Genomic DNA, 22,147 nt, shown 5'->3' with positions numbered 1-22,147 from the left:
CTACCCTGGTTAGCCGAATGTTGCAGAATGAGATCTCTGACCCGATTTGCGAAGAACGGCTTCTAGAGGGTCATTCTGCATGTTTACTTTGAGTTATTGAACCGTAAGGGCGGCTTTCATTCCCTTCTCAAAGTGATTGCCAACATTGCAGATTACGACATAGCGCCCCTTACTTAGCACGACTTTAAGCGGCTTTGTCGCTCCCTTTTTGAGGTCACCTTCCTCGACTTCAGCAATCATTTTGAGCTTCTTATTTTTTTCGTCGAGTTCACCACCTATTTTTGTGGGTAGCTTATCCAACGGTAAATCTGTTCTAAGCAACACAAACTCATGGGGAATTTTGCCTTTGTTGCTAACCACAAACTCTACTGGGCCAGCGGGGACAGTAGCCTGTGAAAGCTTGATTGCCATTTCTGTCTCGGTCACGGTCACTTTAGTCAGCGCTGACTTTTTAGCCGTTGCACCTTGAGGAACCGCACTCACAGCAGGAGACGCTTCTGGCTTGCTGGCTTGCTCTTTTTTACAGGCGATCGCCCCCACCGCCAACGCAGCCAACATCACCAGCAAGATAGACTTTTTCACGGGCAATTTCCTTTTGTGTTCGCACAATTTAGAGTTGATTTGTTTTACCACGCCCTGACCTATTCAGAAAAACTTCTCAAAACCCGCAAACTTTCTAAATCAAGTTTCATAGACGGCTGTCGGTCAGTATTATCTATGTATTCGTGTCTTAAGCGCGATAAAATCAAAACCTTAAGTATGGGATCTTCGAGGGCAACTCCTTGAAGGCGGGGAATCAGTCATGGCGCTAATTGTTCAGAAATATGGGGGCACGTCGGTTGGGTCGGTCGATCGCATTCAAGCCGTGACTCAACGGGTGATCAAAACGGTTCAAGCGGGAAATTCTGTTGTCGTGGTCGTGTCTGCGATGGGTAAAACGACCGATGGGCTGGTCAAACTGGCCAACGAAATTTCCGTAAATCCCAGTCGGCGCGAGATGGATATGCTGCTGTCTACTGGCGAACAGGTGACGATCGCCCTTCTCAGTATGGCGCTTCAAGAGGCTGGACAGCCCGCCGTCTCACTCACAGGCGCACAGGTCGGGATTATTACCGAAACGGCTCACACCCGCGCGCGAATTCTCAAAATTGAAACCGATCGCTTGCAGCATCATCTCACTCAAGGAGAAGTGGTCGTTGTCGCTGGATTTCAGGGCATCAGTAATGCAGAAATTTTAGAAATTACAACGCTTGGAAGAGGCGGATCAGATACCTCAGCCGTCGCCCTGGCCGCTGCCCTCAAAGCTGACTTTTGCGAAATCTACACCGATGTTCCGGGCATTCTCACCGCCGATCCGCGTCTGGTCGAAGATGCCCAACTGATGAGCGAAATCACCTGTGACGAGATGTTGGAGTTAGCCAGTCTGGGCGCAAAAGTTCTCCATCCCCGCGCTGTCGAGATTGCTCGCAACTATGGCATTCCGCTCGTGGTGCGATCGAGTTGGACAGATGACCCCGGCACCTGGGTAACGGCTCCCACCCCTCAGCCACGTCCGCTTGAAGGGTTAGAGATTGCCCGTCCAGTGGATGCTGTTGAGTTTGACACTGATCAAGCGAAGGTTGCCCTGCTGCGAGTGCCCGATCGTCCCGGTGTGGCGGCCCGTCTGTTTGGTGAAATTGCCACCCAAAGTTTAGATGTCGATCTGATCATCCAATCCATTCACGAAGGCAACAGTAACGACATTGCGTTCACCGTGGTCAAAAATTCGCTGAATCGAGCCGAAGCGGTTGCCAATGCGATCATTCCAACCTTGACAGCGGGACAGCCTTCTAGTTTAGAAAAAGCGCCCGAAGTGTTGGTAGAGCAGAAGATTGCCAAAGTGACGATCGCCGGGGCTGGTATGATTGGCCGTCCTGGCATCGCCGCACAAATGTTTTCTAGTCTGGCGGAGGCAGGTGTCAACATTCAGATGATTTCGACTTCCGAGGTCAAAGTTAGCTGTGTGATTGAGCAAGCCGACTGTGACCGAGCGATCGCTACCCTCTGTCAATCTTTCGACATTCACCAATCGAGCGTCAAAACTGGACAGGAAAGCCAATCCTCAACCCTTGAGCCTCAAACCGCTGTCCGAGGAGTCGCTCTGGATCTCAAGCAGGCTCAAGTTGCCGTCAGACATGTGCCCGATCGTCCTGGCATGGCCGCGAGAATCTTTCAACTGTTGGCGCAAAACAACATCAGCGTAGACATGATTATCCAATCTCAGCGCTGTCGAGTCGTCGAAGGCATCCGGACGCGAGACATTGCCTTCACGGTCGCTCAAATGGATGGAGAATCTGCCAGAACGGTGCTGGAGAAAGCGGCCTCTGAACTGGGGTGTGGCGAAATTGTGGTGGACGCAGCGATCGCCAAAGTCAGCATTGTCGGCTCCAATATGGTCGGCCAACCCGGAATCGCGGCTCAAATGTTTGATGCCCTTTACCAGCACAAAATCAACATTCAAATGATCGCCACTTCGGAGATCAAAGTCAGTTGTGTCGTCACAGAAGATCAGGGTGTAACGGCACTTCGGGCGATTCATGCAGCGTTTGGGTTAGCAGGAAGCCAGAAAATTCAGGTATCTGCTTGAGGTAGCGTCTGGTCAAAAGTTCAACTGATATCTCGATCGCCCTGAACGTTAATTGCTAACCAGGTTTCTAGATCGGACAGATTCTCAAAATCCAGTAACGCTTCTCCTAATGACTCCAGATCAGCGATCGATAGAGTCTCAATCTGCGATCGTACCGCTTCCGGCAACGCGCCCATTCGTCGAGTCAGTTGTCTAAAAACGAGCGATCGTTCCCCCTGTTCGATGCCTTGTTCGATGCCTCGCTGTGGGGTAGCTTGCTCCCATTCTTGATAGGCCTGAGATAAAACGACCATCAGATTTACCTCCTCTCGCTCCAGTTGTGCGTTGAGTTCCAGGCTGATTTTCCAGTTTAGGATCGTGGATTAAATAACTCCGAAATTTCACCCCCACCCTAGCCCTCTCCCCAAGGAGCAGGGTGGTTTCATACAAGAAAAAAATAGTGAGGATTTTTGAATCCCCCAGGGGATTTAGGGGCAAAAAGATTAACACTTCTCACAGATTCATCCCAATCAGCAACGCCAACGATCGAGAAACTTGAATTTCCCTTGGCTTTCTCGATCGTTGCGACCTCAAATTCAAAAGTGCGCGCTTCTTCAATTGTCATAGCTACTGTTTTAGAAATGTAGGTTACGAGTTTTGGCTCCAGGACTTGCTCATCCTTGATACTAAATGTTATGTGATCCCTAACGTTTAGTATCAGAGATGAGGCTATGTTCCATACAACGCCTATCTATATCCGCTTTTGCTAGTGGTTTTCTCGGCACCTGTCGCAATCGGAAGATCAGTCGTGCTGTATTCTGTCCAAGTGCCTTCATACACTCGCACTTTCGGATAGCCTAACAGATGCTTTAATACCACGTATCTCAATCTTGCCAAACTGGAGGTGCATCCGCAGCAATTGGACAATCAGCCCTTTGTCTTCTCGATGGCGAGTGCGAAGCGACGGGCGCTCAACGACCATCTGCTGGATACCTTTATTTCAAAGTTAGGGCTATGCCCGACGGTGATTAAATCCCATTCTAACTACCAGAACTTGCGCTCTTACGGCATAATCACTGCCTAATTTTTCCGAGCCATTTTAGAGCATTTTAGAGTAGGACATGGCAATTAGATTGAAGCACTTGCTCTCAGCCCAGTTCAAGTTCATTAAAGATATCAAATGGATTCTATTAGCTCAAATCACCGAAGAAGCGATGTTGAGTTAGGTTTTTATTCATCTTGCGATCGCTCTCTTCTCCCTTTCTTTTCCTGTTGCGCTTTGTATTCCTTAAGCAGTGTCTCAACTTTAGTTTGTAGCATTGCGTGGCGTTCTACTCCCTCGTAGGCGTAGCGATTGTAGCCAGTGTTTTTAATCAAGGCTTCGATGTATTTAATTCGGTCTTTTGTCAGGGGATGGGTAGCAAACCAGGCAGGGGGAGATGGTCGATTTTTTTTGGCTTCTTGCTGTTTGAGGGTCACCATGAGATTGTGTAAGCCATCTGCTGCAAAGCCTGTCGAAACTAGAAGACGAGTGCCCAAAATGTCTGCCTGACGCTCCATGTCGCGACTGTAGCTAAGAGTCGATAAATTACTCAACAAGCCGCCCACATAGGGAATAAATTGAGTCAAATTAGCGGTCAACGTGCCTTCACTGACTAATTGGAATCCGTGGGAAAGGACGGTGTGAGACAATTCGTGGCCCAGCAGTCCGGCGAGTTCGGCTTCTGAATTGGTTTTGGCGATCGCTCCCGCATTGACAAACACTTTTCCACCGGGGAGCGCGAAGGCATTTAAGCGATCGTCCATCACGACATAAAATTCATACTTAAATTCTTTGCGTCCGGCAGCATCGGCTAACTTTTGACCCAACTGATCGACATAGCTGAGAACAGCTTTATCGTCTACCAGATCTAATTGGCGCTTGGCTTGTCGAGTCACTCGCTCACCCACTGCTGACTCACCTCTCAACAATAAAACTGTGTTTTGGACGGCAGACAATGGCCCAAACAGATTACCCGTCAGCGCATAGCCCAACGCCCCGGTGAGAATGTTGCCCACGAGATTGCCTCGAAGCCTGCTGCGGAGACGACCTTGATAGCGTTTGAGATTAGTGTCTGCCAGGGTGGTGAAGGTTGGAGCGTTGGGATCGGTGGGATTGAGTAGCGCAAACTGTCGGGCGGCGATCGACGCTTCGATCCATTTCTCGTTTTTTTCTAGTGCGGTAATTCTGGCTTTGGCTAGATCGGGCTGATTGGGGTAAAGTGTGGCCGCTTTTTCGAGAATGGCTAGGGACTCTTCGGGGCGATCGTAAGCCTCCAACGCTTCAGCGTATCGCAAGTAGCCGGGGACAAATTGTGGGTAGTTGTCGGTGAGCAGTTTGAGCGGGACGAAAATTCGACTTTCTAGCTTTTGCTCTAATCCGATGCCTGACTCGCGCCAATAGACCTGTCCGCCGGGAGATAGTTGAGTGGGATCGGTGATCGGGTCTACGTTCGCTTTAGTGTCTGATGTGCCTGCAAAGGGGGGTTTTGCTTCCCGGTAGAGCTTCTCAGCGGCCGCTTTGTCACCCGCTTGATAGAGCCGATCGCCCTCCGCTAACTTGTTGAGCCGTGCAGTTTCTTCTGACGTTTTGATCGGAACGATCGGGTCATCGCGTTTCTTGTCAGCAGGTTGGGGAGAAGCTTCGGGAGTCGGCTTTGTTTCGGCGGGCTTTTCGGCAGGCTTTTCGACCGTGGGAGTCGTTGCAACTGCACGCATCGCCACCAGCATTGGATGGAGCAGCAGCACTATCGCAAAACTGACTAATAGAATCTTAGAAGTAGCCTTCTGCAATCGTTTCCAGGCTCTTAAACGCATGGCTGACTCCTGTGCGGCGATCGGGGTTCTAACCATCTAATACCAGAAGTTGTACAACGGCACCAGATTCTTTAAATCAGTCCTGCAATCGTTAATCGAAAATGCACACTTCAGCATCTCAATCTTTGGAGTCTGACTGTTGAACTCGTTGTGGTTTCAATTTTGTCAAGCGAGTGGTTTTGTAAGTTTGACCATCTGTTTCCGCTCGTATTCACAATCTAGTTGGTGACTCTATTCTACAGAGCAGAAACGCGACGACTTTTTCCGGTTAGAAACGTGGCGATCGCAATCATCATCAACACTAAACTGACAGCACACACTCCATTCCATTGCCAGTGATTCCAGCCGTATGCGCCCAAAAAAGATCCGACCGCGCCGCCCACAAAGTAGAGCATGATGTAAAGCGCATTCAATCGGCTGTGGATCTCTGGTGGCAAACTGTAAATTCTGGACTGGTTGGAAATCTGGGTACTCTGAACTCCCAAATCGAGCAAAATTACTCCAAAAATCAGTCCCCAAATCTGATGTCCCAATGACCAAAAAACTAAAAACGAAAGTGCTGTTGCGGTGAGACCTAATCCGATCGTGAGCGTTGGACTGCGACGATCGGCGACTCTACCTACGATCGGGGCCACCACCGCACCCGCCACGCCCACCAGCCCAAACAATCCCGTGACCTCGCTGCCATATTGATAAGGTGGCTCTCTGAGCAAAAAAACCAGCGTACTCCAAAAGGCACTAAACGCCCCAGACGACATCGCCCCAATCAACGACGACTCTTGCAGCACAGGTTGTTGAACCATCAATTGCCACAGACTTTTCATCAGGCGAGGATAGGAAACTTTGAGAGACGGTTGGCTTTTGGGCAGGGCGATCGCTAACATGACTGCGATCGCTCCCATCAAGCCGCTTGCCAGCCAATACATCGCCCTCCAGCCCCAGATTGCTCCCACAAATCCGCTCACCGTCCGGGCGAGAAGAATGCCGACAAACAATCCGCCCATGACGATCCCGACGACGTTGCCTCTGTTTTGTGGAGCAGTTAGCTGAGTCGCAAATGGAACAATGATCTGAGCCGCGATCGCCGTCATGCCGATTCCAAAACTTGCTGCAATCAAAAACGGAAGACTGGGTGCGATCGCCGCTAACACTAATGCGAATGCTGTTGCGATCACTGTCGTGACGATTAATCGCCGTCGCTCTAACAAATCACCTAACGGCACAAACAATAAAATTCCAACTGCATAGCCAATCTGAGTCAACATCGGAATCAAACCAACCGCCTGAGATGATGCCTGAAACCCTTGAGCGATCGTCGCTAACAAAGGCTGGTTGTAATACAAATTGGCGACCGTTGCACCACTGGCGATCGCCATGACCCAAACAAGATAGGAAGGCATGTGTAGAGAACTCAGAAGGTTATATCTTTTGAGCAGAGTATCAGAGTCGTTCTAGCTTCACAGCATCCTTTAGCAGCAGATATTTTGGGGTTCCCCCTGATAAAGGTGATTTTCGGCGGCCGGCTTTGCCGAGTGGTGGGGCAGGTCGCTGATCTGTCGCATTTGCAAATTAATTTGGTATGAGCCTCTCTGAAAATCGATGACGTTGCGATGAAGTGCGGGGAGATGGAACATTGACTGCTGGCAAAAGTCAGTATTTTAGAATGTATAGAATCTTATTTTGACCGAGTGAAATTACAGTTTTGGAGAGATCTTATATGGCAATGCGGAGAGCCGATCGCGGAAATAATTCTAATGACAATGCACTCAATCACCCAACTTCTCGGCAATCAGAACCCATCTCTTATCACGAACTTAAGCAGCTTCATGCATCAGCACGAGCCTCCCGAATAGAAGCGGAAGCAAAACGAGACGAATTGCAGAAAGTTGTTGAAGCGAAACAGCAGCAAGTAGAGCAGACTGATCATCTGTATCAAGAAGAGCAGCAAAAGCATCAGACAGCCCTGACTCTCTATCAAGAGGAACAGCAAAAATACGCGACAACGCTGACTTTATATCAAGAAGAACAACAAAAACATCAGACAGCCCTGACTTTATATCAAGAAGAACATCAGAAGTACAGCACAGCCTTAACGCAGTATCAAGAAGAACAACAGAAATATACTAGAACGCTGACTTTATACCAAGCGGAACAACAGAAATACACGACAGCCTTAACGCAGGTTCAGGAAGCTCAAACTCAGTCGCGATCGTATCTCCTGCAATATGAAGAGGCTCAGACTCAAGCAAAGTCCTACTTCATGCAGTATCAAGAAGCCGAATCACAAGCACAGTCCTATTTGGGGTTATATCAGGCTGAGAAAGTGAGAGGCGATGAGTTAGTGATCAAGTTTAAGGCAGTACAGGGGGAACGCGATCGCTACTTGACGTTGTATAACGAGTCTCAGGATCAGCTTAAGTTTGAGCGACGATCGAAGGCAGGCATCAAAGGATGGGAAACTCGCCGCAAGAAGGAAAATCAACGGTTAAAACAAGAAATTTCAGAAATGACCGTTTTGTTACGAGACTCGTTTGAGCGTAAAGACGCAGCCGTGAGCAATCTGTACGTTTTGGCGGAACGGATGGATCGGATTCAACAGCTTGTGGATTCAGTCGATGAGACTTCTACGACGAGTCCGATGGGAATGATTCAAAAGTTTCAGCGAATCTGGCAGACTGTCAAAGAAATTTTAGCGGAGTAAACAGAATGAGTGATGATGTCTCACTGATCAAAGCCGTGGTTAGAGAAACATTGGGCGATCGCATTCGCACCCTTGCAGACCAACTCAACCAGGAGACGAATCTACAAATTAAGGCAACGTCTCGCATCTTGGGCGCGGCGGCTCAGATTTCGCAGAATCACGATCGTCTGGTTAATGAAGTAGTCGAAATGGTAAAGGAGGATTTAGAGCAGGCTTCTCGATCGCAAGCGGTCGAATGGGTCACCGTTGAGCAATTAAAGCGACAGTTTAAGACGCTGGCCGAGGCAAAAGCACATTTCAACCTCAAAACTAGAACCTGGGTAACGCTGGTAGACAAGCTCAATGGGCAGAAGGCGCTTCCAGAGATCAAGCCGGATGAAATTTCAGTTTCTCAACGACTAGACAAGATGGAAGGCGATCTAAAGGCGTTGCAAATTGATGTCAATCAAGCTTTGAGCCTGCTAGATCTGATCTTAAAGCGGGTTTCGTAGGCGGCATCCCGTGATAGTTTGGTCATCTTAGAGATTTCCAGAAATATTTTTACCCAAGTTGACCTCTCTGACCCCTCCCAACCTCCCCTTAGCAAGGCTGCCGTGTACACATAAGTTGATCAATCTGTCATTGCTGAGATCCTTCGCCCCCTAAATCCCCCAAAAATGGGGGACTTTGAGCCGTCGTCATGGCTTTGAACCTTGGAAATCTTTCCTTTGTCAAAGTCCCCCATTCTGGGGGATTTAGGGGTCTGAAGCCGACTGAAACGAAGCGACAACGACTTGTGTATACACGGTAGCCTTAGCAAGGGGAGGAGCCGTAGGCGGTGGGGTAACGTAGGTATATCCTTATCTGGAAATCTCCTTAGTGATCAGGTGAATGCTCATGACGCGCTCGATCGACCTCTGGCAAGCTAATCAAGACCTCGCGATCGCTTCTCTTGAGGGTGCGTTTGTGCGGGGGATTGCCGATGGCACGTTGCCCAAAGCCAAGTTTGCTTACTACGTCGGGCAGGATGCCTTTTTTCTCGAAGCCTTTGCGCGGGCTTACAGTCTCGCTGCTGCCAAAGCGCCCGATTGGTCAGGATTTGAGGCGTTTCATATGCTGGCGAACGGTGTCCTTCAAGAGTTGCAGCTTCATCAACGCTATGCAGCCCAGTGGGATGTTGACCTGACGCAAGTTAAACCAGGAGCCGCCACCCGCCGCTATACCGACTTTCTTTCCGCAACCGCCTGGAGCCAGGAGATCGGATTGACGGCGATCGCCATGTCTCCCTGTATGCGCCTTTATGCCTTTTTGGGTCAAGAACTTGCGCGGGGGGGTATTCCTGATCATCCCTACGCTGACTGGATTCGCACCTATAGCAGCGCTGACTTTGAGCCGTTGGCCCAGACCTTAGAAAGCCTGGTCGATCGCTATGCCACATTCACCCCGGTTGCTGAGTCTACTTACCGCTACGCTATGCTTTGCGAACGCGATTTTTTTGAGGCAGCTTGGAACGTTTGAGCAAGGGTTGACGAACTGAGAAGACGAGTAGAGAAGAGCGATCGCTTTCGGGTGACTTAAAGAGATTACATCAGTGACAGTGTGCGATAGTTCTTTCGCGCGTCGATGCTGAATCCAGCAGCCCTCTAAATCTCTCACGAGTGAAGGACTTTGAACCGGGAATTTTGTCTGAAAACTACCCAGCATCGGCAGCTTGAGGGGTAGAAAATTTGCATACCGCAGCGAGAAAAATAATTCGACTCCCACCGTCCATCATTCACGATTGATACTCTGAGGTGGGAGCGGGATGCTTTGAGGTGAAACGACGATGCTCTGAGGTGGGAGCGCGATGCTTTGAGGTGAAACGACGATACTCTGAGGTGGGAGCGCGATGCTTTAAGGTGAAACGACGATGCTTTGAGGTGAGAGCGTGATTCTCTGGGCTGGGACGATGAAGCTTTGAGAATCAGCGAGGATACTCTGAGGTTCAAGCGGGATTGTTTTCACATCGGCTCTCCACCTCAGAACATGCCCGTCTTAGTTTTTGTCTAGAGACTGCTCACTGGCAGGTTTAGTCGATCGCGCCCTGGTTGCTTTGAACAAATTCCCCAATTGCTCGGCGATCGCTTTGAGTCCGGGGGTCTTTTTGGAGGCTGTCTTTACATAGTCGTAGACCGTCAAGCTGCTGATCATGGCTTCACTGCCCACGGCTAAGAGCGTATCGTCTACCTGCTCAGTGAGTTGGCGCAGTCTCATTCGCAGGTCTGTGAGATTAGTAGCAAGGCGATAGTCGTTGGCAAAACCGTCGTAGTCAAAGCTGGCAGGCAAAATGTTGCGATTGTTTTGGGCGGCGTTGAGACTATTTTGCACAAACGACAGACGCTTATCACCCAGTTTGTAAAGCTGTTTGCGCTCTTCTGCACTCAGTGTCATCAAGAAAGGCAGCTTATTTTGAATGGTGTCGATCGCTCGTTTGATCTCCTGTAGATCGGCATCAGAGAGGGTTGCGTTGACTTCTTTGACTGGCATATTGAGGTTCTGGATAGAATTTGTTTGCCTCTAAGGTGCCCCAATTTCATGCGCTATCAGCGATCGTTCTTAATCCGTTTATGCCTGAAAGTTTGTCATCAACCAGGCAACAATCTGGCTATCATCCAGTTGCCGACTCAAGCTCAACCCTTCCGACAAGACCGAAATCTTTAGACCTGGAAGAACTTGAGACTGAGTGATGCGATGGCTCCCATTGTCCACAATTTGAAACGCGATGATTTGAGTATTTTCGACATCAACCACCCAATATTCAGCAACGCCCAGATCTTCATAGAGTAACCGCTTTTTGCCCAAATCATCGCTCAGAGAAGAGTCTGCAATCTCAATGGCTAAGTCTGGCGGCGGCGTTTGATCAAGACTGACGATCGAGCCTCCCTGGGGTGCAAACGCGGTTCTATCTGCCACGTAATAAGAGCTATCCGGTTGCGCTTCACGAACTTTTGTTTTGCGATAGCTACAATTGATCAGTCCTTTGAGAGCAATTCCTTTGAGGGCGCAGAAAAGAGTGACTGCAACGTGGATGATGCCGTTGTCACCCGCATGGTCTGGCCCAACTCCCACAGTTTCTACCCTCATCTGACCATTAAAATAATACCCCTTCGCTTTTGCATAATCAGGGTCTTCAACGATGGCAAGAAACTGCTCCCACGTTGCAGTCGTCCAGGTGTCAGTAGAAAGTTTGGGCTGAAGTTGAACCATAAGAGCGGCGATCGCAACTACTCAAACGATAGCCGATTTGACTGCTGAGAAATATTTTGAAACCGCACTTTTTCCGCTTGATCGCTTCACGATGCTCATTTACAGAGACAATACAAATTAGCAACCCACACAGATACCCTTTAAAGACCAACCCAAGGGCCCACCTAGCCAAACGCTCAATTTCTAACTTCATTCGTTCATCCCTTATCCCTCATCCCTCATCCCTTCTATGACCGTCTCGCGCACCATTTGTTTAGGCTTCCTGACCGTCATCACCGTGGGAGCACTCTTGTTGATGATGCCGTTTTCCCTAACCAGCGGCACTTGGAGTACCCCAGTCACCGCTCTATTTACCTCAACCTCGGCCGTTTGCGTCACGGGGCTTTCGGTCGTTGATGTCGGCAAATACTACAGCTTTTGGGGGCAGTTGTTTATCGTATTGCTGGTGCAAGTCGGGGGGCTGGGCTACATGACCGCTACCACCGTCCTGCTTTTGCTGATTAGAAAGCGGTTGGGACTGCGAGACAAAATAGCAATTCAACAATCCTTAGACATTCCGGGCTTGTCAGGACTGGCCATGCTAGTACGATCGATTATTGCCACCACCCTCATTTTTGAACTGACGGGTGTCTTTTTGCTACTGACGATCTTCGCGCCTCAATATGGATTTAATCAAGGGCTTTGGCTCTCAATCTTTCACAGTGTTAATGCATTTAATAATGCTGGATTTAGCTTGTTTTCAGATAACTTGATTCAGTACGTCAACGTTCCCTTCATGGGACTCATCATCACGACCTTGATCATCTTTGGTGGCATCGGCTACCAGGTCATCATGGAACTCTACTTTTGGCTGCGCGATCGCCTCTCTGGAAGTATCAAAGCCCACAGCTTTTCGCTCAACTTCAAAATTGTTACTAGCACCACGCTGGTCTTACTAGCAACTGGCACATTAGCTTTCTTTATTACCGAGTTCAGTAATCCACAAACCCTGGGCGGACTAAGTTTGGGTTCTAAAGTCATGGCAAGCTGGTTTCAGTCAGTCACCCCCCGGACGGCAGGTTTCAACACGATCGACACCACCAAAATGACCACGGCTGGTCTCTTTATTACGATCGCGCTCATGTTTGTTGGCGCAAGTCCCGGAAGTACCGGAGGCGGTATCAAAACCACCACCCTTCGAGTCTTAGTAGACAGCACAAAAGCCGTTTTACAAGGCAAAGAAGAAGTGCTTTCTTATCATCGTCAGATCCCGATCGTTCTCATTCTTAAGGCAGTGGGCGTTCTGATTGGGTCTGCCCTAACCGTCATCGGAGCCACGATTTTGCTTGCCCTAACCGATCCCAAGTTAGACTTTATCAACATTTTGTTTGAGGTGGTTTCTGCGTTCGCCACCGTAGGATTATCAGCCGTCGGCACCCTCAATATCTCCATCGGAGGTCGGCTCGTTTTGATTGCCACCATGTACATCGGGCGGGTTGGTATTTTGCTCTTGATGAGTGCTTTATTGGGCGATCCAAAACCCAGTTTCGTTCATTACCCTGAAGAAAATCTGTTGGTCGGTTGAAGAGATGGGGACAGCGATCGGGTAAGTTAAAACAAGGTGTTAACGGAACAGATTCGTGAACTTATCTTCGCTAAACTTTTTTCACAGCTTACGGACAGGTCACAAAAGTAAACAGTTTGCCGTCATTGGGTTGGGGCGATTTGGGCGAGCGGTCTGTGCCACACTCCACAATCAAGGCTACGAAGTGCTGGCAGTCGATACCGATCGCGAAAGAGTTGACCAAGCTTTGTGCGATCGCATCGTTGCCCACGCTCGACAGATCGACTCCACCCAACCTGCCGCCCTCCGAGAAGCCGGAATTTTTGAGCAAGACACGGTGATTGTGGCGATCGGCAACTATGTGCAAGAAAGCATCATCACCACGCTCAACGTTAAAGAAGGTGGCGTTCCCCATGTGGTCGCCAAAGCCTCCTCCGAGATTCATGAAAAGCTACTCAAAAAAGTCGGTGCCGATCATGTCATTTTTCCAGAACACGAAGCGGGCTACAACTTGGCCCGATCGCTCACCAAACCCGGCATTTTAGAACGATTTGAGCTTGACCCCGACAATAGCATCGTCGAAGTCATCGTCCCCGAAACCTTTGACGGCAAGACGATCTCCCAACTCAGACTCCGTTCTCACTACGGTCTAAGCGTGTTAGCCTTCAGTCAAGACAGCAAGTTTGTCATCAATCCCGACCCCGGCACCCCCCTTATCAAAGGAACGGCGATCGTCGTCATCGGCGCAAACAAAGACATCGATCGGTTACCCATCTAAGGAAGGGGGTAGGGGGTAGGGGGTAGCGTTGAGTGATGAATTTTTTGGCTTCGTTATTGGGTCTTCTGCCTCCCAACCCCACACCCCACACCCCACACCCCTACCCCTGCTCACGCTGCCTTAAAAAATCGAATAATCTCCCTTACATGTTCCAGAAACAGTCCATCGGTGCTGAGTTGGGCGATCGCTTGTCTGGCCTCACGAGAAAGACGATCGTGATCTGCTTGATTGGTGGCTCTCAAGCCTTCTTGATTGGCGGCGACGGTGGTTAGATTTTGTCGCAGGGCTTCCCATTGGGATTGTTGCGCGGTGGCCCAAGAGCGGGGATCTTCGCGATCCAGTTCCGCTTCCAGTCGTCTGACCGCTTCCTCAAGTTGGACAAATCGGCCGCGCAGCTCCACCACATCTTCGCGAGGATATTGAAACTGTTGGCGTAGCATCGCAATGCGAGTCACAAAATATCGATACGTTCGTACAGCGGGACGCAATACCGTCAGCAACAGAGCCGCCCCCGAAGCAACGTAGCCAATCGAACTGATGCCCGCGATCGCCAATCCATACAATCCCGCCGCCGACAGCAGATGTAGACCAATCACGACCCAAAGCGATCGCTGCGCCACCAGTCGAATGTAGTCCACCTGACGACCATCCACCGCAATCCCATTTTCTGTAGAAAGGGTCGCCTCAGCCAGCGCTTCTTTGGCATCAAAGTGAATATTCCACGGCACCGTGACGATCGTCAAAAGCCAGCCAAAACTCGTCGCCCCGATCGCCCAATCCAAAAAACTGCCTGTCGGGATCTGTAACCACTGCAATCCCGCAAACGCCATCAACAACAAAACCACCATCCCAAACGCAAAGCTCAAATAGCTGGAATACATGTCGATCGTCTCCTACGGGTATTGAGTCGATCGTGGGCTGTCTTCCTGACTTCTGAGTAAGTTTTGAGGACGCTAACTCAACTGGTCGAAATTAGTTCGTCAATTCTTTCGAGCAATCTGGTGGATTAGCGTCGCTAACTGCTCAACGAGTTGACTGTCGATCGTCCCTTGTGAATGTCCGTTGGTGACGATCGCGTAATCATCCACACTCGGCTCATACCAAACTTGACGATAAATCAGTTCTAACTCGCTGCCAATTTCTGAAAAATAATCGACCTGTCTAGCTTGCAGGGTGACACACATCCGAAACGACGCTAACGCCATCAGTGCTACCACCATCCCAGCCGCCGTGGTCAAAAGCGCTTCTGCAATCCCCAAGGCTGCCTTTGTCGTGTCGATATTTGCGCCACCGCCGATCTTCAGATTCAGAAAGGTGACGATCAGCCCGGTGACCGTTCCGAGCAGCCCAAACAGGGGTGCCATGCCCACCACCGTTTCGAGCAGTTTGTCGCCTTTTCGCATCTGAATGAATTCGCGGTCAGCCGCCGCCTCCAGCGCCAAGTGCAGCGTTTCGGGGCTGGGTCGGTTGAGTTTGAGCGGGGCCACCATAAATCGAGCGATCGCTAAGTGCTGAGACTTTTCAGCGATCTCTCTGGCTTTGTCCCAGTCATAGCGGGCCGCATCTAGCACCTGATGGGCTGTCTTATCTTCGCCTCGCAGTACTCTAAACCAGAAGAGTCCACGCTCTAATGTACAGGCAACCGTTGCGATCGACAATCCACCCAGAGGGATCATCACCGGCCCGCCCTTAACCAGCATTTCGTATAGTGTGGACATGATCGATTTTGCTCAACAACCCGTTTACAATTTCACTTAAACTATTTGTAACATAGGTAAAGCAAAACTTCTAAACGAATCACTGAAGTGAAGTGATCATTGAGTTTAATGTATTCCACAACACGTTGTGTATGTAATCTAAAACACATTAAAGAGTTAGCTTGCTCCCACTACCACAGGCGTTAGCGTTGACTTAAATGGTTTTCTGCGCTGCATATGATCGAGTGTTTGCTTTTGGATCGCCTGAAGTGCATCAGACTCGTTAATCTTCGTACTTTTTCCTGATTGCACCACGATTTCACCATCCACAAACACCGTATGAACGTTTGATCCCCGCGCTGCGTATACTAGATTCCACAAAACGTTTGTGTCTTGTTCATCCCACACGATCGGCATCAGGTTCGGTTCCCATAAATTAACCAGTACCAGATCAGCTTTTTTGCCTGCTTCGATTGAGCCAATTTCATGATCCAATTTGAGCAACTTTGCGCCGTCGATCGTTGCCATTCTCAGCGTTTCTGGAGCGGGTAAGGCGGCCGCATCGTAGCGTTTGACTTTTTGCAAAAGTGATGCAAATTTCATCTCCTCAAACATATCTAAACTGTTGTTAGAAATGTTGCCATCGGTGCCCAGTCCGACGGTGATGCCTGCCTGCTTCATTTCCAGAATTGGAGCAATTCCCCCCGCCAGTTTTGCGTTACTTGTGGGACAGTGAGCAACTGAAGTGCCCGTGTCTGCCAGAACTTTGATCTCGTCCTCGTTGAGCCAGACGCAGTGTGCGATCGCTGTCTTCTCTCCTAAAATTCCGTACTCTTGAAAGAGCGCGATCGGGCGCTTACCAAAGTGTTTAACCACGGCTTCAACTTCTTCGATCTGTTCGCTGCTGTGGGTGTGAATTCCAACTCCATACTCGTCTGCATATAATTTCGCTTTCGCAAAAGCATCTTTTGAGCAGTAAAAAAGGTGTTCTAGTCCCAACCACACTCGGATTTTACCGTTTTGTGAATTGTGATGCGTTTCAATGAGTTTGCGATTAGAGTCCGACGTTTCAAAAAAGTTTTTTCCAGGCATGTCAGCCACATAGGGAACCAGATTAACTCGCAGCCCCAAATCTCCCGCAGCGTCCGCACATCGGTGCATATGGCGGTACATATCCATGACGCAAGTGGTGCCCGCTTTAAGCGATTCTAGATAACAGAGCAATGCTGCATAGTAAGCGTCATCTTCGGTCAGGGCCCGATGCTCTAACTGATAGCGAGGTAGCCATTCCAAAAGCTGATAGTTCTCGGTCACCCCTCGCAAAAAGCTAGAGTGAGAATGAACGTCAATCAAGCCAGGAATCACCGCCATTTTGCCCTGACAATCAATCGTTTGTATCACGTCAGATGGAATGGGAAGATCATCACTTCCAACCGCATGAATGCGATTGCCTTCTAATATAATTGTTCCGTTAGCGTGAATGGTATCTGTGTCATCTACGGTAAAGACGATCGCGTTTTGAATAACGGTGTAGGGCATAAAAATAATAAGTTCTTGAATTGACCTACTTGAATTGACCTACTTGAATTGACCTACATAGTAGCGAGGTGAGGGAAAGGATCTCGTCGCGATCGCTACCTTTTTACGCACCTGTTGCAGTTCAGATTATCACCAAACTTTAACCATTTACCGCTCCAAAAAAGAGATATGACTGCTCCCAGTAGAGTATATTCAAGTGAAATTTTGCTTTACGTTCACCTTTGGAAAGAGATAGCGATCGAGCCGCTTTAATAAACTGTTAATATTTACAAAGTGGACAAAACCTCTACAACAAGGAGGATATCAGCTCTAACTATAGCTAGATGTTGCCGCTTAATGAATGTGTATAGTTGTACAAAACTCTGTCATAGACTTCTCTCTAGGCAGATAGATAAAGCTTGATAAACCTCGTAAAATCCTTTAGCAAAGAGGAAACAACTGCTCAAATCTTCTGATTGCGCCTGCTCAATTCTCAAAAAATTCATTAACTACAATCTTCTAATCGAGGCAATATGTCTGAACTCAATGGGGTTATGATGCAATACTTCCACTGGTACAATCCCGCCGATGGGAGCCTGTGGAAACAAGTTGCAGAAAAGGCAGAAGAACTGGCAAAAGTTGGCGTAACCTCACTTTGGTTGCCTCCTGCTTATAAAGGCACTGGGGGCGGTTATGACGTGGGGTATGGCGTTTACGACATGTTTGACCTCGGCGAGTTTGATCAAAAAGGCTCCGTTCGGACAAAGTACGGCACCAAACAAGAATATATTGATGCGATCAAGAAGGCGCAAAGTGTCGGAATCAAAATCTACGCAGATGCCGTTTTCAATCACAAGTTGGGTGCCGATGAAGAAGAGGAAGTAGAAGCCACCCCCTTTAATCCTGATAATCGATTTGACACCGTTGGCGAATACCAGAAGATTACAGCCTGGACGGGTTTCACCTTTCCGGGTCGAGGTGAAAAATACTCCAAAATGAAATGGCATTGGTGGCACTTTGATGCGATCGACTACAACGCCTACAACACCGAAGAGAACGCTATCTATTTACTTAAAGGTAAAGAGTTCGATCGCAACGTTGATTTAGAAAAAGGCAACTTTGATTACTTGATGGGCTGTGATCTAGACATGAGCCATCCCGAAGTTGTTGGAGAACTCAAATACTGGGGCGAATGGTACATTGATACAACCAATGTCGATGGGTTTAGATTTGATGCTGTCAAACATGTTTCTGCTAACTTCTTTCGAGAATGGTTAGATCACGTTAGTCACTATGTGGGAAGAGAAGTTTTTGCGGTCGGTGAGTATTGGTCTTATGATGTCGAAGCCCTACACAGTTTCGTCGAGATGACGAATGGGAAGGTCACACTATTTGACGCACCGCTTCACTACAATTTTCACGTCGCCAGCAAGTCGGGCAACAGCTACAATATGCGCCAAATCTTTGACGGGACAATGGTTCAACACCAGCCGACGCTGGCCGTAACGCTGGTCGAAAATCATGACTCTCAGCCGTTGCAGTCTCTTGAATCGGTTGTCGAACCCTGGTTTAAGCCGCTTGCCTATGCGTTAATTTTGCTCAGAAGTGAAGGCTATCCCTGCATCTTTTACGCGGATTATTACGGCGCTAACTACAAAGATACGGGAAACGATGGACAGGAGCATGAGATCTGGTTAGACAGCCACCAATTCTTGATTGACAAGATGCTTTTTGCCCGTCAAACATTTGCCTATGGAGAGCAGTACGATTATTTTGACCATGCCAATACGATCGGCTGGACGCGACTGGGCACCGATGAGCAACCGGGCGGCATGGCTGTCGTTTTGAGTAATGGGGACGCTGGCAGCAAATATATGGAAGTCGGACAGCCTAATCGCACTTACATCGACATCACCGAACACATCGACGAACCCATCACAACGGATGAAAAAGGTTGGGCTGATTTTCGCTGTGAAGCAGGCTCAGTGTCGGTTTGGGTTCCCAAAGATGCTGTGAAGTAGAGCGTGAATGCAGAATAAGCGGATGGACTGTAGAGAGCGTTCTTCTGCAAAATGGAGCGATCGAGACTTAATCATCCCGATCGCTTCTCGCTGGCTAACGACCGTTTAAACCTCGCAGTAAGCTATCAACTGCATTGACATAGCCTGTTGTGTTGAGTTGGCTAGAAATCAAGTTGGTTTTGATAGCTTGTTCTACGACTTCTTGAGCAGAAAGGCGACCCATTTGGTAAGCAAAAACCAGCGTTGTTCCTTCTGGAATTCCTTGAGTCTGAAAGTGCCCTTGATAAGCTCCAAAAACCAGTTCAAATGGGGTGAGGGTATTGTTGGAGGGGCTTAAAGTGCTGGGTACGATCGCCGCTTTTTGAGCTTCGTCAGCAGAAGCGTGGGTCACAAAACTGAAATTAACGACTGCTGTAGAGATGACCGCCAGCGTTAACAAAGATGTTTTCATAGTGATGGCTCCAGTGTTGAAGCGAGTGATGGTTAAGTGGATTGAGAAGAGTGAGAATTTGTGATGTCGGGAAGCTCGATCGCTGCGGGGGCTTTGAGTTCTACAACATTGGGCTGAAACGAACTACCCTTGTGAGCGCCATTGCAGAAAGGTAAGTTTTTTGACCATCCACAGGTGCAGAGATAGTGGGTGCCCTGGTCGAGTTGAATTGTGGCTTTGGACATTGAAGGATACCTTAATTTGTTGGATACAAGATTTGTTAGATACAGAACTATTTGAGTTCGTACAGTCTTTATAGCATGATTATTGTTCTAAAGCAAACAGTCTAAGCAGAAAGAGTTTTGAAATTTCTGAAAACCGCGATCGTTTTCTATACTAAAGGCAATGCAATCGAGTCTCTGCCGATGTTTCCTGTCTTCTACTCTGACGAATTTTTGCTGCACGAGACGGGACACTTTCACCCCGAAAAGCCAGCGCGATTAACGGCGATTTGTAAAGCACTCCAGGCAGCATCCTGGGCGCATCAGCTTGAATGGCGCAAGCCAACGACCGTAGAAGCGCGATCGCCGCTTTCCCTGATTCAGCAAATTCACGATCCGCAGTATGTCGAAGCCGTTCGGCAACTCGCTAATCGGGGCGGCGGTCACATTGATGGCGATACACCCGTGTCTCCTCGCAGTTTTGAAGTGGCACTGCTGGCGGTAAATGCCTGGTTGGATGGCGTTAATTACACACTGCAAACAGGAGAGCCGAGTTTTGTTTTGGCGCGTCCTCCAGGGCATCACGCGATCGCAGATACAGGAATGGGATTTTGCTTGTTGAGTAATGCCGCGATCGCCGCTCATCATGCTCTAAAACAAGGGGCAAACCGGGTCGCTATTCTCGATTGGGATGTCCATCACGGCAATGGCACTCAAGCGATCGTCGAAACCAATTCCAACATTGCATTTTGTTCATTACATGAGTCGCCTCAATATCCAGGAACGGGCCGAGCGAGTGAGCAGGGCTTTCACCAAAATGTATTAAACTTGCCCATGAGAGCGGGGAGTACGATCGCAGATTACCAACCCCTTTTTGAACAAAAGATCATGCCGTTTCTCTCCAATTTTCGGCCCGATTTGTTGATTGTGAGTGCGGGCTACGATGCCAATCAGGACGATCCGTTAGCAGGAATTTCTCTACAGCCCAACGACTACGGAATCTTTACAGACTATTGTTTGCAGCTAACCAAACAAGTCGTATTTGGGCTAGAAGGGGGCTACGATTTGAGTGCGCTGTCTCAATCGGTGGTGGCGACGATCGCTCAATGTTTGAGAAGATAAATGCAAGATCAAAAAGCGTTGATTGACGTATCTGTAGATCTTAGAAGCAGAAGACTTTAAACAAAAAAAGGGTAGACTCCATGTCCACCCTGTAGAAATTAAAACTAGATTGAATCGATCTCTTGCGGCTAACTCAAAGCGACCCCTTACGGGTCACTCGAAGAGATCGTCTTTCAGACCGCCATCGCAGGCGTATCGAGTTCGACAACCTTGTTATCTTTTGCTTGCCAAACCTTACCGTCTAGCGCCATTTGTTCAATTTGACTGGCGAGACGTAGGGCTTTTAGCGCCTGTTCTCCTCCGACAGAAGGCTGATTGCCCCCGCGCACACACCCGACAAAATGTTCTAACTCTGCATGAAGCGGCTCAATATTACTGGTGTAAACCTTCTCGATCAGTCCATCTTGGCGATACAAAACCTGACCATAATCCGTCATGTAGTTAGCAGTCGTTTGACGGTGAATTAGAATTTCATTGTTGAGAAAGTCAGCTTCTGTCAGAGAGTTTTTGCAGTGAGCAGCAATGCGGCGAATCTTGCGGTGCGTCACTTTGCTAGAGGTCAGCGTTGCAACAATGCCGTTTGCAAAACCCAGCGTTGCGGTTACATAGTCCAAGTAGCCAGAGTCCGAAGCGCGACTGCCACTTGCAGTTAACTTCACAACCGGAGAAGCGGCCAGTTCTAGCATCAGATCGATGTCGTGAATCATCAGATCCAACACGACCGATACATCATTGGCTCGATCGGAATAAGGACTCATCCGATGGGCCTCGATCGCCAGCAGTTCTTCAGTCTTCAACACCTTGCTGAGTTCTTGAAAAGCCGGGTTAAATCGCTCGATATGCCCAACTTGCAGAATACACTGACACTCTGCGGCAGCGTTTACCAAAGACTCAGCTTCAGCAATGCTGGCGGCGATCGGTTTCTCGATCAACACATGCACCCCCGCATTCAAAGCAGCCATCCCCACTGAATGATGCAGACGAGTCGGAACCGCAATACAAACGGCATCCACATGTTTCAGTAAATCGTGATAATCCTCAAAAAATCGGACACGATATTTGCTTGCCGTGTCCAACCCTCGTTCTACATTAATATCTGAAACGCCAACTAATTCAACATCCTTGAGCATACTCAAGACTCTGGTATGGTGCTGCCCCATATTGCCGACCCCAATCACACCGATGCGAATAGGTTCTAGCTGATTTCGCTGCACGTAGAGACTTGAATACCCGATCGGTATACTACCTTTCACTCGTGTTACTCCTCCACCACCGAAAATAAGCTGATGATCAGCCGTAAATTCTCCTCAAACATCCAGATACTAACACAGCAACATTAATTATGAAGAATTTCAAAGCATTATCGAAGTTCCCTTAAACGATATGTTTTTCGGTTTCGATGTTTTTATGCCTTTGGATGTAGTTTTTTA

Annotated in this window: 21 protein-coding genes; 8 read left to right on the top strand and 13 right to left on the bottom strand. The window is 48.7% G+C overall.

Features of this window, described 5'->3' with window-relative positions; translation table 11 throughout:
* Positions 1-93: 93 nt before the first annotated feature.
* Entirely contained in the window at positions 94-582 is a 489-nt protein-coding gene (locus ACKFKH_RS19880) for a plastocyanin/azurin family copper-binding protein (RefSeq protein WP_446860077.1), read from the bottom strand.
* Positions 583-802: 220 nt separating this feature from the next.
* Between ACKFKH_RS19880 and ACKFKH_RS19875 the strand changes: the two genes are divergently transcribed.
* Positions 803-2,626 (top strand): aspartate kinase, encoded by a 1,824-nt coding sequence (locus tag ACKFKH_RS19875; protein WP_446860076.1) that lies wholly within the window; start codon positions 803-805, stop codon positions 2,624-2,626.
* Between the two features lie 20 nt (positions 2,627-2,646).
* On the opposite strand, the gene ACKFKH_RS19870 is transcribed toward ACKFKH_RS19875, so the two are convergent.
* From ACKFKH_RS19870 to ACKFKH_RS19855, 4 genes are all read right to left on the bottom strand, one after another.
* A complete protein-coding gene (locus ACKFKH_RS19870; RefSeq protein ID WP_446860075.1) occupies positions 2,647-2,919 on the bottom strand; it encodes a DUF4351 domain-containing protein in 273 nt (90 codons plus the stop codon).
* Between the two features lie 518 nt (positions 2,920-3,437).
* Positions 3,438-3,587: a hypothetical protein gene (locus ACKFKH_RS19865; protein WP_446860074.1), complete on the bottom strand. Its 150-nt coding sequence runs from the start codon at positions 3,585-3,587 to the stop codon at positions 3,438-3,440.
* Between the two features lie 248 nt (positions 3,588-3,835).
* Positions 3,836-5,497 carry a M48 family metalloprotease gene (locus ACKFKH_RS19860; protein WP_446860073.1) on the bottom strand — a complete coding sequence of 554 codons (1,662 nt, stop codon included), beginning with the start codon at positions 5,495-5,497 and terminating at the stop codon, positions 3,836-3,838.
* A 200-nt stretch (positions 5,498-5,697) separates the two neighbouring features.
* Entirely contained in the window at positions 5,698-6,861 is a 1,164-nt protein-coding gene (locus ACKFKH_RS19855; protein ID WP_446860072.1) for an MFS transporter, read from the bottom strand.
* Positions 6,862-7,178: 317 nt separating this feature from the next.
* Here ACKFKH_RS19855 and ACKFKH_RS19850 point away from each other — a divergent pair, with 317 nt between their 5' ends.
* The 3 genes from ACKFKH_RS19850 to ACKFKH_RS19840 all read left to right on the top strand — a co-directional run bounded on the left by ACKFKH_RS19850 (position 7,179) and on the right by ACKFKH_RS19840 (position 9,659).
* The gene (locus ACKFKH_RS19850) at positions 7,179-8,162 is read left to right on the top strand and encodes a hypothetical protein (protein WP_446860071.1); all 984 of its coding nucleotides are present in this window, start codon (positions 7,179-7,181) and stop codon (positions 8,160-8,162) included.
* A gap of 5 nt (positions 8,163-8,167) precedes the next feature.
* Complete coding sequence (locus ACKFKH_RS19845) at positions 8,168-8,653, top strand: hypothetical protein (protein ID WP_446860070.1); 486 nt, start codon at positions 8,168-8,170, stop codon at positions 8,651-8,653.
* Between the two features lie 385 nt (positions 8,654-9,038).
* The gene (locus ACKFKH_RS19840) at positions 9,039-9,659 is read left to right on the top strand and encodes a TenA family protein (protein ID WP_446860069.1); all 621 of its coding nucleotides are present in this window, start codon (positions 9,039-9,041) and stop codon (positions 9,657-9,659) included.
* Positions 9,660-10,175: 516 nt separating this feature from the next.
* On the opposite strand, the gene ACKFKH_RS19835 is transcribed toward ACKFKH_RS19840, so the two are convergent.
* Together ACKFKH_RS19835 and ACKFKH_RS19830 are read right to left on the bottom strand one after the other, a co-directional pair.
* Complete coding sequence (locus ACKFKH_RS19835) at positions 10,176-10,667, bottom strand: hypothetical protein (RefSeq protein ID WP_446860068.1); 492 nt, start codon at positions 10,665-10,667, stop codon at positions 10,176-10,178.
* Positions 10,668-10,745: 78 nt separating this feature from the next.
* On the bottom strand, positions 10,746-11,387 hold the full coding sequence (locus tag ACKFKH_RS19830; RefSeq protein WP_446860067.1) for a Uma2 family endonuclease: 642 nt from the start codon (positions 11,385-11,387) through the stop codon (positions 10,746-10,748).
* Positions 11,388-11,616: 229 nt separating this feature from the next.
* On the opposite strand from ACKFKH_RS19830, the gene ACKFKH_RS19825 reads away from it, so the two are divergent.
* Complete coding sequence (locus ACKFKH_RS19825; protein WP_446860066.1) at positions 11,617-12,951, top strand: TrkH family potassium uptake protein; 1,335 nt, start codon at positions 11,617-11,619, stop codon at positions 12,949-12,951.
* A 55-nt stretch (positions 12,952-13,006) separates the two neighbouring features.
* Positions 13,007-13,708 carry a potassium channel family protein gene (locus ACKFKH_RS19820; RefSeq protein ID WP_446860065.1) on the top strand — a complete coding sequence of 234 codons (702 nt, stop codon included), beginning with the start codon at positions 13,007-13,009 and terminating at the stop codon, positions 13,706-13,708.
* Between the two features lie 110 nt (positions 13,709-13,818).
* On the opposite strand, the gene ACKFKH_RS19815 is transcribed toward ACKFKH_RS19820, so the two are convergent.
* From ACKFKH_RS19815 to ACKFKH_RS19805, 3 genes are all read right to left on the bottom strand, one after another.
* Positions 13,819-14,589, bottom strand: coding sequence for a hypothetical protein (locus ACKFKH_RS19815; protein ID WP_446860064.1), 771 nt, complete (start codon positions 14,587-14,589; stop codon positions 13,819-13,821).
* Positions 14,590-14,688: 99 nt separating this feature from the next.
* The gene (locus ACKFKH_RS19810; RefSeq protein ID WP_446860063.1) at positions 14,689-15,426 is read right to left on the bottom strand and encodes a MotA/TolQ/ExbB proton channel family protein; all 738 of its coding nucleotides are present in this window, start codon (positions 15,424-15,426) and stop codon (positions 14,689-14,691) included.
* 156 nt (positions 15,427-15,582) lie between these two features.
* Complete coding sequence (locus ACKFKH_RS19805) at positions 15,583-16,944, bottom strand: amidohydrolase family protein (RefSeq protein ID WP_446860062.1); 1,362 nt, start codon at positions 16,942-16,944, stop codon at positions 15,583-15,585.
* Positions 16,945-17,456: 512 nt separating this feature from the next.
* On the opposite strand from ACKFKH_RS19805, the gene ACKFKH_RS19800 reads away from it, so the two are divergent.
* Positions 17,457-18,944, top strand: a complete 1,488-nt coding sequence (locus ACKFKH_RS19800) for an alpha-amylase (RefSeq protein WP_446860061.1) — start codon at positions 17,457-17,459, stop codon at positions 18,942-18,944.
* 94 nt (positions 18,945-19,038) lie between these two features.
* On the opposite strand, the gene ACKFKH_RS19795 is transcribed toward ACKFKH_RS19800, so the two are convergent.
* Together ACKFKH_RS19795 and ACKFKH_RS19790 are read right to left on the bottom strand one after the other, a co-directional pair.
* Positions 19,039-19,395, bottom strand: coding sequence for a hypothetical protein (locus ACKFKH_RS19795; protein ID WP_446860060.1), 357 nt, complete (start codon positions 19,393-19,395; stop codon positions 19,039-19,041).
* 32 nt (positions 19,396-19,427) lie between these two features.
* Positions 19,428-19,664 carry a CDGSH iron-sulfur domain-containing protein gene (locus tag ACKFKH_RS19790; RefSeq protein ID WP_446860119.1) on the bottom strand — a complete coding sequence of 79 codons (237 nt, stop codon included), beginning with the start codon at positions 19,662-19,664 and terminating at the stop codon, positions 19,428-19,430.
* 72 nt (positions 19,665-19,736) lie between these two features.
* Here ACKFKH_RS19790 and ACKFKH_RS19785 point away from each other — a divergent pair, with 72 nt between their 5' ends.
* Positions 19,737-20,717, top strand: a complete 981-nt coding sequence (locus tag ACKFKH_RS19785) for a histone deacetylase family protein (RefSeq protein WP_446860059.1) — start codon at positions 19,737-19,739, stop codon at positions 20,715-20,717.
* A gap of 173 nt (positions 20,718-20,890) precedes the next feature.
* On the opposite strand, the gene ACKFKH_RS19780 is transcribed toward ACKFKH_RS19785, so the two are convergent.
* A complete protein-coding gene (locus tag ACKFKH_RS19780; protein ID WP_446860058.1) occupies positions 20,891-21,970 on the bottom strand; it encodes a Gfo/Idh/MocA family oxidoreductase in 1,080 nt (359 codons plus the stop codon).
* Between the last annotated feature and the right edge of the window lie 177 nt (positions 21,971-22,147).

This window comes from Phormidesmis sp. 146-20, assembly GCF_052939475.1.
This window is presented reverse-complemented; position numbering and strand designations above follow the sequence as displayed.

Excerpts from the sequence above, each read along its gene's own strand:
- ACKFKH_RS19875 (WP_446860076.1), top strand. The coding sequence starts at position 803 with ATGGCGCTAATTGTTCAGAAATATGGGGGCACGTCGGTTGGGTCGGTC.
- ACKFKH_RS19870 (WP_446860075.1), bottom strand. The coding sequence starts at position 2,919 with ATGGTCGTTTTATCTCAGGCCTATCAAGAATGGGAGCAAGCTACCCCA.
- ACKFKH_RS19865 (WP_446860074.1), bottom strand. The coding sequence starts at position 3,587 with ATGGTCGTTGAGCGCCCGTCGCTTCGCACTCGCCATCGAGAAGACAAA.
- ACKFKH_RS19860 (WP_446860073.1), bottom strand. The coding sequence starts at position 5,497 with ATGGTTAGAACCCCGATCGCCGCACAGGAGTCAGCCATGCGTTTAAGA.
- ACKFKH_RS19855 (WP_446860072.1), bottom strand. The coding sequence starts at position 6,861 with ATGCCTTCCTATCTTGTTTGGGTCATGGCGATCGCCAGTGGTGCAACG.
- ACKFKH_RS19850 (WP_446860071.1), top strand. The coding sequence starts at position 7,179 with ATGGCAATGCGGAGAGCCGATCGCGGAAATAATTCTAATGACAATGCA.
- ACKFKH_RS19845 (WP_446860070.1), top strand. The coding sequence starts at position 8,168 with ATGAGTGATGATGTCTCACTGATCAAAGCCGTGGTTAGAGAAACATTG.
- ACKFKH_RS19840 (WP_446860069.1), top strand. The coding sequence starts at position 9,039 with ATGACGCGCTCGATCGACCTCTGGCAAGCTAATCAAGACCTCGCGATC.
- ACKFKH_RS19835 (WP_446860068.1), bottom strand. The coding sequence starts at position 10,667 with ATGCCAGTCAAAGAAGTCAACGCAACCCTCTCTGATGCCGATCTACAG.
- ACKFKH_RS19830 (WP_446860067.1), bottom strand. The coding sequence starts at position 11,387 with ATGGTTCAACTTCAGCCCAAACTTTCTACTGACACCTGGACGACTGCA.
- ACKFKH_RS19825 (WP_446860066.1), top strand. The coding sequence starts at position 11,617 with ATGACCGTCTCGCGCACCATTTGTTTAGGCTTCCTGACCGTCATCACC.
- ACKFKH_RS19815 (WP_446860064.1), bottom strand. The coding sequence starts at position 14,589 with ATGTATTCCAGCTATTTGAGCTTTGCGTTTGGGATGGTGGTTTTGTTG.
- ACKFKH_RS19810 (WP_446860063.1), bottom strand. The coding sequence starts at position 15,426 with ATGTCCACACTATACGAAATGCTGGTTAAGGGCGGGCCGGTGATGATC.
- ACKFKH_RS19805 (WP_446860062.1), bottom strand. The coding sequence starts at position 16,944 with ATGCCCTACACCGTTATTCAAAACGCGATCGTCTTTACCGTAGATGAC.
- ACKFKH_RS19800 (WP_446860061.1), top strand. The coding sequence starts at position 17,457 with ATGTCTGAACTCAATGGGGTTATGATGCAATACTTCCACTGGTACAAT.
- ACKFKH_RS19795 (WP_446860060.1), bottom strand. The coding sequence starts at position 19,395 with ATGAAAACATCTTTGTTAACGCTGGCGGTCATCTCTACAGCAGTCGTT.